This is a genomic window from Mesobacillus jeotgali (assembly GCF_014856545.2).
GTDB lineage: Bacteria > Bacillota > Bacilli > Bacillales > Cytobacillaceae > Mesobacillus.
In genome coordinates, this window is record NZ_CP109811.1 from 1,314,910 (window position 1) to 1,328,775 (window position 13,866).

Consider the following 13,866-nt stretch of genomic DNA (forward strand, 5'->3'; position numbering starts at 1 on the left):
TATGTACCAGGCAATGACCGACAAGCAATTAATTAAAAAAATCCCTGCTGGAGGAATTTTAACCCCAAAAGGATTCCAGTGCGGCGGAGTACACGCAGGGCTGCGCTATGCCAAGCTTGATTTGGGGATGATTGTAAGCGAGAAGCCGGCCAGTTGTGCCGCCGTTTACACGACAAGTCACTTCCAGGCAGCACCATTGGCGGTTACCCAGGAAAGTATTGCAGAGGAAAAGGTTCTCCAGGCAATCGTCGTCAACAGTGCATGTGCGAATGCGTGTACCGGAGAACAAGGGTATCAGGATGCCCTAAAAATGCGGTCATTGGCAGCAGGCAAACTGGGGATTCCTGTTCATCATGTTGCCGTTGCATCCACTGGAGTAATCGGTGAATATATGCAAATGGAAAAAATTGAGTCTGGAATCGGTAAGCTGACCATCGGCAAAACAGCGGATGATACGAAGGATTTCCAAACGGCGATCCTGACAACGGATACCGTAATGAAAAGCTGTTGTTATACTGCTGAAATTGACGGGGTAACAGTGAGTATCGGAGGAGCTGCAAAGGGTTCTGGGATGATTCATCCGAATATGGCCACGATGCTCGGTTTTTTAACAACAGATGCTACTATCTCAAGTGATCATTTGGCGTCCGCGTTAAAGAATGTCACGAATACAACCTTCAATCAAATCACAGTGGATGGAGATACATCAACGAATGATATGGTGCTGGTAATGGCAAATGGAACTGCAGGAAATCAGCAATTGGACCCAGACCATCCAGATTGGCCAGTTTTTATAGACTTGTTAAAAGAAAGCTGTGCCAGTCTTGCAAAACAGATTGCCAAGGATGGAGAGGGAGCAACAAAGTTGATTGAGATATCGGTAACAGGCGCGATGTCTGATGAAGAAGCACGAATGATTGGAAAACAAATCGCCGGGTCTAACCTTGTTAAAACAGCAGTTTACGGAGCGGATGCGAACTGGGGACGGATCATTGGCGCAATCGGCCAGAGTGCGGCATCCGTAAATCCGAAAACAGTCGATATATCCCTTGGAGATATTACGATGCTTAAAGATAGTACACCTGTTGCTTTTGATGAAGATCAGGCGAGGGAGTACCTGATGAATGAAAAGATTGAAATTTTTGTTGACCTGCACTTGGGAGAAGGGAAAGGAATGGCCTGGGGCTGCGATCTTTCCTATGATTATGTGAAAATAAATGCAAGCTATCGGACTTAAAGGGGCGAATTAATTGGAAACGGTGGTCATTAAATGCGGCGGAAGTGTGTTAGAGGAGCTTAATGACAATTTTTTCAATAGTTTAAAAGAATTGATGGAGGATGGGTTCTATCCCGTCATCGTTCACGGGGGCGGGCCAGCAATCAACTACATGCTTGATTTATATGGAATCCCGGCAGTTTTCAAAGAAGGTCTTCGCGTGACGTGCGAAAAGACGATCGGAATCGTTGAAATGGTACTATCCGGACAGACGAACCGGCGGCTGTGCAGCATGCTGATGAAGCAGGACTTCAATGCTTTAGGCATCAATGGGAGCGATGGTCTTTGCCTTCAGGCCGAATATATTGATAAGCAGAGCTTAGGATATGTTGGGTCGATCACCCAGGTAAACACTGACTTGATTATGCTGGCGCTTCAAAATGGCTATATTCCTGTGATTACGCCAATCGGTATTGCCAAGGATGGCAGCAAGCTAAATATAAATGGCGATTATGCAGCTGCATCGATTGCGAAAGCCTTGAAGGCTGAACGTTGTGCTTTCGTAACCAATGTGGATGGGGTCCAGATAGATGGTAAGCTGGTGACCGAAATGACTGATAGTCAAATAGAGAGCTACATTTCTGATGGAAGCATCTATGGAGGAATGGTTCCAAAAGTGAAATCCGCATTGACGGCTACAGCGGCGGGCGTAGATCCTGTCATGATTATTTCTGGCAAAAAGCGATTCTATAAAAATAACTGCTGGCATGGAACAGCGATTGCCGCAAAAGAAGAGGTGTTTTAATGAGCCATTTATTCCCTACCTATCAGCGATGGGAAATACAGCCTGTAAAAGCAGCAGGGACGATTCTTTATGGAGAGGACGGCCAGCAATACCTTGATTTCACTTCAGGCATTGGTGTCTGCAATTTGGGCCATCGACCTGAAGCAGTAGAACATGCGGTCAAGGAACAGTTGGAAATATTCTGGCACGTTTCAAATCTGTTCCCGCAGAGAATCCAGGAAGAAGCAGCCAAAAGGCTTGCAGAAGCATCAGGACTGGATTATGTATTTTTTGCCAATAGCGGTGCTGAAGCAAACGAAGCAGCTATTAAACTGGCAAGGAAAGCCACCGGGCGCACCAAAATCATCACGTTCCTGCAATCCTTTCACGGCAGGACTTTCGCCGGCATGGCTGCCACTGGACAGGATAAAATCAAGCAGGGGTTTGGCAGCATGCTTGAAACATTTATCCATCTGCCATTCAATGACCTGGATGCACTAAAAACTGAAATTGATTCTGATACAGCTGCGGTAATGATTGAAATTGTCCAGGGTGAGGGCGGAATCCATGTCGTAACAAATGAATTTATAAAGGAAGCGGCAAGTTTATGTGCTGAAAAAGGCGTACTGCTAATTATCGATGAAATCCAGACCGGCATCGGCCGGACGGGGAGACCATTTGCATTTCAGCATTTTGGGATAAAACCTGATATTATAACCGTTGCAAAAGGGCTTGGGAATGGGTTTCCAATAGGAGCTGCCGTCGGCAAAGCTGGTCTCGCAAAGTTTTTTGGTCCGGGCAGCCATGGATCGACATTTGGCGGTAATCCGATCAGTATGGCGGCAGCGATAGCCGTTATGGACATTATTTTTAATGAAGGATTCCTTGAAGAGGCATCTGCCAATGGAAGATTACTATTTGAGTTACTTCATAAGGACCTCGGTTGGATGGAAGTGGTTAAAGACATCAGGGGACTGGGATTGATGGCTGGAATTGAACTGAAAGTCGCTGCACAGCCAATTTTAGCTGAATTGAGGAAATCCGGAATGATTGCTTTGCCGGCAGGAGAAAAGGTTGTCCGTCTGCTTCCGCCGCTGAATGTAACAGAAGAAGAGATCGAGAAGGCAGTGTCATTGATGAAAGTCGCACTAAGTAACTATAAGGTAACAGTATAAATTTTTTTAAACTTTAATGTATAAAAATAAATATATTTAAATAAATATACGTTTGGAGATGTGTCTAATGGAAGGATATCTGCATCTGGCTGACGGCAAAACATTTCAGGGGCACTTACACGGATCGCTAGCTGAAGAAGGCATTGCCGGTGAGATAGTTTTTTTTACAGGAATGACGGGTTATCAAGAAGTATTGACTGATCCTTCATACAAGAATCAAATCATTGTTTTCACGTATCCGCTGATTGGCAACTATGGAATCAATGAGAAAGATTTTGAAAGCAAAAAGCCACATGTTGCGGGAGTAGTTGTTTTTGAAGCTGCAAAAACAGCATACCACTATGAAGCACAGCACTCATTCACTGAGTATCTGGAAAAGTGGGATATCCCATTATTAGAGCATGTTGATACTCGTGAGCTCGTAAAATGCATTCGGCAGAATGGAACGATGCCTGCCACTTTATCAAGTGACTCAAAATGTGAATCAAGCTGGGAAACGATCAATGGTCTTAAGATGAAGGAAGTATCATCGATGGCACCAGAAACTTTAGGATTTGGAGACACCCATATTGTGTTAATTGATTACGGCTTTAAGAAATCGATCGCAGACTATCTGGTAAAACAAAACTGCCTGGTGACAATTGTTCCTTATAACTATAGCTTTGAACAAATTGCAGCATTAAAGCCTGATGGTGTGCTCCTATCCAATGGACCTGGGGATCCGAAGGAATTATTTGGGCAGCTGCATGAAATCAGGAAAATAATCGAGCATTATCCTGTATTGGGGATTTGCCTTGGGCATCAGCTGGCAGCGCTGGCTCTTGGAGGAAATACAAACAAAATGCTCTTTGGCCATCGAGGTGCAAATCAGCCAATTTACGATGTGAAAAGCAACCGGGTGTTCATGTCCTCGCAAAACCACAGCTATGCTGTTGATCCTAAAAGTATCGGCAGTACAGGATTGAAGGTCCGTTTCTTCAATCAAAATGATCAGTCAATCGAAGGTCTTTACCATGAAAAATGGCCGATGATGACAGTCCAGTTCCACCCGGAAGCAAGCCCCGGACCTGAGGACAGTGTATTCATATTTGAAGATTTCATCAATACAGTCAAATACAGAAAACGGAGAGAAGTCAGCTATGCCTAAGGATAAAAATGTTAAATCAATACTGGTAATCGGTTCTGGTCCCATTATCATCGGCCAGGCCGCTGAATTCGATTATGCAGGGACACAGGCCTGCATCGCCTTGAAAGAGGAAGGGTATCGGGTCATTCTTGTAAACAATAACCCGGCAACTGTCATGACGGATCATGTATTTGCAGATGCAGTCTATTTTGAACCGATGACGGCAGAAGGGGTAGAAAAAGTGATCCAGCGGGAAAAGCCGGATGGTATTTTAGGGACTCTTGGCGGCCAGGCAGGATTGAATCTTGTGTTCAAGCTAAGTGAAGAGGGCATTCTCGGAAAGTACGATGTAAAAGTGCTGGGGACCTCGGTTGCAAGCATAAAACAAGGAGAAGACAGGGAAGCATTCCGCAGCCTGATGCATGAGTTGAATGAACCAGTGCCCGAGAGTGAGATTGTCCAATTTGTTGAAGAGGCGGTGGCCTTTGCAAACAAAATCGGCTTTCCGTTAATTGTAAGGCCAGCCTACACGCTGGGAGGCACAGGCGGCGGGATAGCCGGGACCAGGGAGGAATTAATCTCTCTTGTATCGGGCGGGCTGAATGAGAGCCCGATTAACCAATGCCTGGTTGAAAGAAGCATTGCAGGCTATAAGGAAATCGAATACGAAATGATGCGTGATGCTGCTGGTACTTGCATCTCTATCTGCAATATGGAGAATATCGACCCGGTTGGCATCCATACCGGTGACTCCATCGTAGTAGCTCCATCACAGACGCTGACGGACCGAGAGTACCAGATGCTTCGGACATCTGCTGTTAAAATCATTTCTGCACTGAGAATCGTAGGAGGCTGCAACATCCAGTTTGCTCTCGACCCTAAGAGCAAGAATTACTTTTTGATTGAAGTGAACCCGCGGGTCAGCAGATCTTCAGCGCTCGCATCAAAAGCGACAGGGTATCCAATCGCAAGGATGGCCGCAAAGCTGGCAGTCGGATACAATCTTGCCGAGATCATGAATCCTGTTACAGGCAATACTTTCGCCAGCTATGAGCCAGCGCTCGACTATGTAGTGGTGAAAATACCGAAATGGCCGTTTGAGCAATTCCCGCAAATAGACAGGAGCTTAGGGACGCAAATGAAGGCAACAGGAGAAGCGATGGCAATTGACCGAAGCTTTGAACGAGCTTTTATCAAAGCGGTAAGGTCACTGAATAGTAAAGCTCTGGATTTACAACTGCCGGCATTTGAAGCATATTCTGTCGAACAGCTGACTGCTTTGGCTAGAAAGCAGACAGACCAGAGGGTTTTTGCATTGCTCGAACTGCTGCGTCGGGGCAAGGAAATTCAATCTCTGCATGAAATCACAAAGATTGATTTATTTTTCCTGAATAAATTCAAGTCTTTGACCGATATTGAGAAGTCGATTGAAGGGCTTGGATTCGAAATGATTACAGGGCCAAAGCTTAGGTCTCTGAAAGAAAAAGGATTCAGTGATGCTTTTCTGGCCAAAAAGTGGGGTGTTGGTGATCAGAAGGTCCGGGAGCTGCGGAAGAGCCATGGCATCAAACCAGTTTATAAAATGGTTGATACTTGTGCAGCGGAATTTGAATCTGCGTCCAATTATTTTTACTCCAGCTATCTCGGGAAAAACGAAGCTGCAGTTGAAAGCATCAAAAGAAAGGTGCTTGTCGTTGGCAGCGGTCCGATTAGCATCGGCCAGGGAATTGAGTTTGATTATTGCTCGGTTCATGGCGTTTTTGCACTCAAAGAGGAAAATGTGGAAACAATCATGATCAACAATAATCCTGAGACTGTCAGCACTGATTTTGCCATATCGGATCGATTGTATTTTGAACCATTAACATTGGAAGACATCCTGAATGTGATTGAGATGGAAGGAATAGAGGAAGTCATTGTCCAATTGGGCGGGCAGACTGCCTTGAATCTGGCGAAGGGTCTTGAGGAAGCGGGAGTCAAGCTGCTGGGAACAAGTTCTGCAACCATTGACCTGTTCGAAGACCGGGATCAATTTTATCAGCTGCTCGACAAGCTCAAGATCCCGCGTGTAAAGGGAGAAACAGCTGAGGATGAGGCTAAACTGCTATCTGTTGTGGAAGAGTTAGGATATCCAGTTTTAATCCGGCCTTCGTATGTGATTGGCGGACTTAATATGGTGGTACTTCGAGATTCGGATGAATTGAAAAGAGTAGTGGGTGAAGGTAACATTCAATACCCAATCCTTGTTGATGAGTACCTTGAAGCAACTGAGGCGGAACTGGATCTTGCGTCCGATGGAGAGCATGTGCTGATACCGGCCATCATCGAGCATATCGAAAAGACCGGAGTCCATTCTGGGGACAGCTTTTGCATCATCCCGGCTCAAAGCTTTCCGAAAGAAACGAAGCAGCAGATGGCAGTGTATGCAAAGAAAATCGTGAAGGAATTGAAGTATAAGGGATTAATGAATATCCAATTCATTGTGAAGGAAAACGAAGTGTATCTGCTTGAAGTCAACCCGCGTTCAAGCAGGACTATGCCAATCGTCAGCAAGGCAGCCGGTGTTGACTTAATAAAAAAGGCAACAAAAATATTGCTTGGGAAATATATTTTGTCGAAAGATGAAGTGTTGCTCGACTCTGATGCCCGGTACACAGTCGTGAAGCATCCAGTATTTTCGAACTTTGCATTAAAAGGGCTGGATGCCAGGACTGGTCCGCAAATGATTTCGACAGGTGAAGGCATCAGCATTGCATCGACACTTGAAGAGGCACTGCATAAGAGCTTCCATTCAATCAGCGGAAAAGCTGTCCAGGGAGACATTGCTTTTGCAGATGAAAATGATTTATTGGAGGCAGGAGGACTTTCAGCCGATTTTCATTTGATTCATATCAATAAAGTATCCGACCAACAAAAAGTGGCAGCATTGTATTGTCCAGGTTCATCTAAAAGGGATGTAACTTTGAGAGAATGGGCTGTCAAGAACAGGAAGATCGTATTGACCCAAAAGGAATCTTTATATGCACTGTTAAAAAGTGCGTCGGCCAAGAGCTGGAACGTTAACTCCCTGGATCAATGGCTGGCAGAAACTAATAAGGAAGTGATGGCAGAATGACAGCCCTACAGCAGCTTCATATTGATATAAAAGGCAAGGACTTATTAACTCTGGCTGATTTGGAACCACAGGAAATCTTGACATTATTAGAAAAGGCAGTCATCTTGAAGGGAAAAACATTAAAAAAACAATTTGACCAGCCCCTGAAAGGCAAAATACTGGGAATGATCTTTGATAAGTCTTCAACGCGAACAAGAGTATCTTTTGAGGTAGGCATGATCCAGCTTGGGGGCAGCGCACTTTATTTAAATGGCAGCGACCTGCAGCTCGGACGGGGTGAAACAGTGGCAGATACAGCCCAAGTTCTTTCACAATATCTAGATGGCATCATGATCAGAACCTTTTCACACGAGTCAGTTGAAGAATTGGCCCATTTTGCCGACATACCTGTCATTAACGGTCTGACCGATCTGTATCATCCATGCCAGGCACTTGCTGACCTGCTGACGATTTATGAGAAAAAAGGGAAACTTAAAGGCCTTAAGCTTGCTTACATCGGTGATGGAAACAATGTTGCCCATTCACTGATGATCGCCTGCACAAAAATCGGGATGGATGTCTCAATTGCTGCTCCACAGGGGTACTTCCCGAATGAGGCCATTACAGCCCGCTGTGAAGAATTCGCGTTGATGAGTGGTGCAAATATGGTCATCACCGACTCTCCTGAGGAAGCCGTAACTGATGCGGACATCATCTATACAGATGTATGGACCAGCATGGGCCAGGAGCTCGAAAATGAGCAGAGGTTAAATGATTTCCATGACTACCAGGTGAATGAAGCATTACTCAAAGCAGCAAAGGAAGACTACCTGTTTATGCATTGTCTCCCCGCGCACCGCGGCGAGGAGGTAACAGCAGAAGTCATCGACGGACAGCACTCCGTCGTATTCGAACAGGCAGGAAACCGGCTCCATGCCCAGAAGGCATTGCTTGTGGAGATATTGAAGGATTAAGGGCATTGTTGTATAGGACTTCAGGAAATGCATGTTGAAAAGGTCCTATATAAGGTTCTATACGCCCGAAACAGTGACTGGGTGTGTAAAAAGGTTCTAAAGAAATGTTCTATAAGCCATAATGAGTATTCAAGATGCAAAATTGCCAAAAGAGCACATTCCATTAGTAGAGATAATGGAAAAACCGGCTAACATGAAGGTAGCCGGTTTTTGTGTATTAAGAAAAGAAAAGGACAAGTGGTCCTACAATGAAGCAGTAAATCGCAAAGTACTTTAAGTTTCCGCGCGCCATGATATTCATGAACCATTTTAAAGAGAAGTAAGAAGCAACCAGTGAAGCGATGAAGGCAAAAATATATGGCACCGCCAGTTCCCCAAGACGTTCATCAAGTAAAAGGTCTGAAAATCCGAGAATCATCCCGCCGAAACTGACTGGAATATAAAGCAGGAAAGAGTACCTTAATGCAGTTTCCTGTTTCATTCCCAGGCTCATAGCTGCGACAATTGTGGCACCGGAACGACTGATGCCGGGAATTAGTGCAACTGCTTGAGCCAGTCCAACAATTATGGCATCTTTAAAGCTTAAATCTCCGTCATTCTTGCGGCCTCGCATGTTTCGGATCAGCCAGAGCGCAAGGCCGGTCACTATAAGCGTTACGCCGACAGTTTTAATATGGGAAAGTTCTTTCTCGATAAAGTCTCCGAAAAGAACTCCGATTACACCTGCTGGAATGGTTCCGATAATTAGATAAATGATGAACATAAAATCTGATTTTGCTTCGGGATCTTTACTTTTAAGATATGCAATTCCGTTAACAATTAACCGGATGATATCGGCTCTGTAAATTAACAAAACAGCAAATAGTGAAGCTGTATTCATTAAAAGGGCAAAACTCAATCCTTCAATTTTCAGTTTAAAAAAATGCTCTGCTATCTCAAGGTGTCCGCTTGATGAAACAGGGATTGGTTCGGTGATTCCCTGGAACAGGCCAAGAAATATGTATTTAATCAAGTCATAGAAATTTTCCATAAGTTTTGATTTCCTCCGTTTTTTTAAGATGAGAATAAATTCACTTCGAGAAATATCCAGCTCCAGTGCCCAGCAGGTTTTCAACCACTAAGGCGGCATTTTTGGCGTGCACCGCTTAAAGTAACAAGGTGCTTACGCTTTTTTTCTCATACACACTAATGTACCGTATAACCCTTTTTTTTGGAAGGATAAAATATGCATAAATACTTTATTTAAATCAGCAAATAATAAAATTGCCGGAATACTTTAATGAAGGAGGAAGGCAAATGGGACAAAGTCATCAGTTCCGTGCCGGACAAAAGGCACCGAATAATGGTATTTATATTGAAATTGGTGAAACAGGCAGCAATGTCAACAATCCGCAAAAAATTAAACTTAAAGCTGGGGATCGTTTTCCGGAAAACTCCAACCACAACCGCCACTGGACATACATGCCAAAGTTTAAATAACTTACGCTGGTACAACCAGGAATTCCGGAAATTTCATACTGTCTTTCTTAAAGCCATCCAGTGCGGATGGCTTTACTATTTGGGAATTTTTATTATAATATAATTAAAGGTCAAAAAAGGTCAAAGGAGTGGTTGATCGTGGATATGAATAAAATGACAGAAAGCTTGCAGAATGCCTTTGTATCAGCCCAGACCCTGGCTGTTCAACATAATAACCAGGAAGTTGATGAAGCGCACCTTTTGCTTGCCTTGCTTGAGCAGGACGGCAATCTGGCTGCAACCTTGCTGACTGGTATCGGAATAAATCTAGATCATTTTACTGAAGAACTAAACAAAATCCTGTCTAAGAAACCCCAAGTCTTGGGAAGCGGAGCAGAACAAGGGAAATTATACATTACAGCAACACTGCAAAAGGTTTTGGCCCAGGCCGAAAAGGAAATGAAACAGTTTGAAGATGACTATTTATCGGTAGAACATGTTTTACTGGCTTTACTTGAGATACCTGGATCTGAAACAGGCGCAGCTTTAAGGAAATTACGAGTTAACAAAGACACATTAATGGCGAAAATCAATCAGGTTAGGGGGAACCAGAGAGTGACTTCACAAAACCCAGAAGCAACTTATGAAGTGTTGAAAAAATACGGACGAGATCTTGTGGAGGAAGTCCGGTCAGGAAAGGTCGACCCTGTAATCGGCAGGGACAGTGAGATTCGCAATGTCATCCGGATTCTCTCAAGGAAGACGAAGAATAATCCGGTTTTGATCGGGGAGCCAGGTGTAGGTAAGACAGCTATTGTAGAAGGACTGGCACAAAGGATTGTACGGAGAGATGTTCCGGAAGGCCTGAAGGATAAGACGATTTTTGCGCTGGACATGAGTGCGCTGATCGCAGGCGCGAAATTTCGGGGCGAATTCGAAGAACGACTGAAGGCAGTTTTGAATGAAGTAAAAAAGAGTGAAGGCAAAATCCTGTTGTTCATTGATGAACTCCATACTATTGTAGGTGCGGGGAAGACTGAGGGAGCAATGGATGCCGGGAATATGCTGAAACCAATGCTTGCTCGCGGGGAGCTCCATTGCATTGGGGCGACGACTCTCGATGAACACCGCAAGTATATTGAAAAAGATCCAGCGCTGGAACGCAGATTCCAGCAGGTACTTGTGCAAGAGCCGGATGTCGAGGATACAGTGTCAATTTTACGAGGATTGAAGGAAAGGTTTGAAATCCACCATGGAGTAAACATCCATGACCGTGCGCTGGTAGCTGCTGCTACATTGTCAGATCGGTATATCACAGACAGATTCCTGCCTGACAAGGCGATCGACCTGGTTGATGAGGCTTGTGCGATGATCCGTACAGAAATTGACTCGATGCCGACTGAGCTTGATGAAGTGACTAGAAGGGTGATGCAGCTCGAAATTGAAGAAGCTGCGTTGACAAAGGAAAAAGATGATGCGAGCCGCGAGCGACTCGAAACTCTTCGCAAGGAACTCGCCAACTTGAGGGAAAAAGCGAATGCAATGAAATCGAGATGGCAGAAGGAAAAGGAAGGCATCCAAAAGGTACAGGAACAGCGGGAGCTGCTTGAAAAGCTTCGACGAGAGCTGGAAAAAGCAGAAAATGACTATGACTTGAACAAAGCCGCTGAATTAAGGCATGGCCGTATCCCTTCTCTTGAAAAAGAATTGAAAGAGCTTGAATTGGAAGTTAGCAAAAATGAGGGAGAAAGGCTTCTTCGCGAGGAAGTGACCGAAGAAGAAATTGCCGGAATCGTTTCAAGGTGGACGGGCATACCTGTGATGAAGCTGGTGGAAGGCGAACGCGAAAAGCTTCTGAAGCTTGAGACTATTTTGCATGAACGCGTTGTCGGACAGGATGAAGCAGTATCACTAGTTTCTGACGCGGTCCTCAGGGCAAGAGCTGGCATCAAGGATCCAAATAGGCCAATCGGTTCGTTCATTTTCCTTGGACCTACCGGAGTCGGTAAAACAGAATTGGCCAAAACTCTTGCACAGTCATTATTTGATAGTGAAGAGCATATCATCCGGATCGATATGTCTGAGTATATGGAAAAACATGCAGTATCAAGGCTGATCGGCGCACCTCCTGGATATGTTGGGTATGAAGAAGGCGGCCAGCTTACTGAAGCCGTCAGAAGGAATCCTTACTCTGTTATCCTTCTCGATGAAGTAGAGAAAGCACATCCGGAAGTTTTCAATATCCTTTTGCAAATGCTTGATGATGGACGGGTAACCGATTCTCAGGGTAGAGTGGTCGATTTTAAGAATACCGTAATTATCATGACGTCCAATATTGGATCTCATCATTTGCTCGACCGACAGGAAGGGGATGAAGAAATCTCTTCAGAAACGAGGGATCTGGTGATGGGACAACTGCGCAGCCATTTCCGTCCGGAATTCCTTAATCGTGTAGATGAAATCATTTTGTTTAAGCCTTTGGCATTAAAGGAAATCAAACTGATTGTCGGAAAACTAGTAAAGAATTTACAAGCAAGGCTCGCTGACCAGCAGATCCAGCTGACAATCACGGATGACGCAAAAGAGTTTTTAGCTGAACATGGATTCGATCCCGTGTACGGCGCGAGGCCATTGAAGCGATTTATCCAGAGGAGTCTGGAAACTAAGCTTGCTAGGGAAATCATTGCAGGCAGGATCAAAGAGAAAAGCCAGGTAGAAATTGGAGTTGAAAATGGGGATATCTCGTTGAGCATTATATAGAATGAAAAAAGTCATCCGTTTTGGATGACTTTTTTATGTACTAATGACTATGATTTTCTTCAGAACCATTTGGAAGAACTGCAGGAATCACAAGGATAATGATTGTGGCCACAACAGCAATAATCGCACTTTGAGCTAAGTCCAATCCAACGCCGATCATCGCGCCAGCTACGTAATTTAGCATTAGAACCAGAAGGAATGTCCAGAGTAAAGTCCAGAAATATTTCACGAATTTCACCTCTTACATTATTAAATCTTTTCTCATCTTACCACAAGCCATATAAATTATAAATGAATTTTAAATAAAATGAAAAGCGTTTTCATAGAACAATTCCATTTTTCCGAAACTTGATAGTATTAAATTTGCCGGAATCATGAAAATTCGCGCAAAGCAAAGGATTAATATGGAAAAATGGGCAAACCCCCTTTCATTTCCTGTTAAACTACATACAGTAATATGAATAATCTGTAGGGAAGGGGTTGGTAAGATGGAGAGCCGGAACTTTAAACTGGATACCGAATGGAATGTCATCCATTATCCTGAAAGGCCAAATGGTTTCGGTATCCTGACGATTGGAGATGAAAGGCACTTTGTGAACAGCAGCAGCAGCTTCTGGACGCAGAATGAGGGTAAACGTTCACTGTTGAACATTTGGAAAAAGGAAGGGTATACTGTTTTCTATTCGAATTTATATGGAAGACATTGGGGAAGTGAAAAGGCTGTGGAATTAACTCTGAGACTGTGCAGCCATATCGTCCGTAATGAAATATTGAATACTTCCTTCCATTTAGTGGCTGAGGGCATGGGGGCACTTGTGGCCTTGAAATTATTAAAGCATAGTGATCTTAAAATAAGGAGCCTGGTCCTGATCAATCCCGTCCTTTCTCTCAGTACCCAACTGGAGCAGGAAAAAGAGAATAAGTTTTTTTATAAAAAGCTTGTCGCGGAACTCGAAGCGGCTTATGAAACAGACATTAAGACACTCCTTGAAAGCCTTGAAGGCGAATCTTCCACACCCGCATTCAATAATGAAACCCCAGTGAAGATCATCCATGTATTATCAGGAAACAGGGCTTACAAGCAATCAAGTATTATTAAGGAACTGTCAGTTGAATGGGAAAAGGATGACCTGCCGGTTACCATAAGCTATGTTCTTCCAGAAAAAATGCTTCAAGTAGGAAGCCAAATCGTTCAGTATTTTAGAAAACATGAGCAAGTCCTTTAACTCCCTGCAAATATTTTCAAGTTTCTATTCATAGGATACAAGAGAGTATTTGC

General features: G+C 44.1%; 11 protein-coding genes. 9 read left to right on the forward strand and 2 right to left on the reverse strand.

Annotated elements, in window-relative coordinates:
- Position 1: 1 nt before the first annotated feature.
- From argJ to argF, 6 genes are all read left to right on the forward strand, one after another.
- Positions 2–1,237 (forward strand): bifunctional ornithine acetyltransferase/N-acetylglutamate synthase, encoded by a 1,236-nt coding sequence (gene argJ / locus FOF60_RS06515; protein ID WP_413632814.1) that lies wholly within the window; start codon positions 2–4, stop codon positions 1,235–1,237.
- A gap of 22 nt (positions 1,238–1,259) precedes the next feature.
- Positions 1,260–2,021, forward strand: coding sequence for an acetylglutamate kinase (gene argB / locus FOF60_RS06520; protein WP_319801581.1), 762 nt, complete (start codon positions 1,260–1,262; stop codon positions 2,019–2,021).
- Positions 2,021–3,175, forward strand: coding sequence for an acetylornithine transaminase (locus FOF60_RS06525; RefSeq protein WP_192472249.1), 1,155 nt, complete (start codon positions 2,021–2,023; stop codon positions 3,173–3,175). Before argB ends, FOF60_RS06525 begins: the two co-directional genes overlap by 1 nt.
- 67 nt (positions 3,176–3,242) lie before the next feature.
- Positions 3,243–4,322 (forward strand): carbamoyl phosphate synthase small subunit, encoded by a 1,080-nt coding sequence (locus FOF60_RS06530; RefSeq protein WP_192472250.1) that lies wholly within the window; start codon positions 3,243–3,245, stop codon positions 4,320–4,322.
- Positions 4,315–7,416: a carbamoyl-phosphate synthase (glutamine-hydrolyzing) large subunit gene (locus FOF60_RS06535; protein ID WP_192472251.1), complete on the forward strand. Its 3,102-nt coding sequence runs from the start codon at positions 4,315–4,317 to the stop codon at positions 7,414–7,416. The genes FOF60_RS06530 and FOF60_RS06535 overlap by 8 nt, the downstream gene beginning before the upstream one ends.
- On the forward strand, positions 7,413–8,369 hold the full coding sequence (gene argF / locus FOF60_RS06540) for an ornithine carbamoyltransferase (RefSeq protein WP_192472252.1): 957 nt from the start codon (positions 7,413–7,415) through the stop codon (positions 8,367–8,369). The genes FOF60_RS06535 and argF overlap by 4 nt, the downstream gene beginning before the upstream one ends.
- Before the next feature lie 217 nt (positions 8,370–8,586).
- Here argF and FOF60_RS06545 read toward each other — a convergent pair whose 3' ends face one another.
- A complete protein-coding gene (locus FOF60_RS06545) occupies positions 8,587–9,399 on the reverse strand; it encodes an undecaprenyl-diphosphate phosphatase (protein ID WP_192472253.1) in 813 nt (270 codons plus the stop codon).
- A 266-nt stretch (positions 9,400–9,665) separates the two neighbouring features.
- Here FOF60_RS06545 and FOF60_RS06550 point away from each other — a divergent pair, with 266 nt between their 5' ends.
- Entirely contained in the window at positions 9,666–9,848 is a 183-nt protein-coding gene (locus FOF60_RS06550) for a YjzC family protein (protein ID WP_079508079.1), read from the forward strand.
- A gap of 138 nt (positions 9,849–9,986) precedes the next feature.
- Positions 9,987–12,587: an ATP-dependent chaperone ClpB gene (gene clpB / locus FOF60_RS06555; RefSeq protein ID WP_192472254.1), complete on the forward strand. Its 2,601-nt coding sequence runs from the start codon at positions 9,987–9,989 to the stop codon at positions 12,585–12,587.
- A gap of 40 nt (positions 12,588–12,627) precedes the next feature.
- Here clpB and FOF60_RS06560 read toward each other — a convergent pair whose 3' ends face one another.
- Positions 12,628–12,816 carry a YjzD family protein gene (locus tag FOF60_RS06560; RefSeq protein ID WP_192472255.1) on the reverse strand — a complete coding sequence of 63 codons (189 nt, stop codon included), beginning with the start codon at positions 12,814–12,816 and terminating at the stop codon, positions 12,628–12,630.
- A 259-nt stretch (positions 12,817–13,075) separates the two neighbouring features.
- Here FOF60_RS06560 and FOF60_RS06565 point away from each other — a divergent pair, with 259 nt between their 5' ends.
- On the forward strand, positions 13,076–13,813 hold the full coding sequence (locus FOF60_RS06565; RefSeq protein WP_192472256.1) for an alpha/beta hydrolase: 738 nt from the start codon (positions 13,076–13,078) through the stop codon (positions 13,811–13,813).
- Positions 13,814–13,866: the final 53 nt, after the last annotated feature.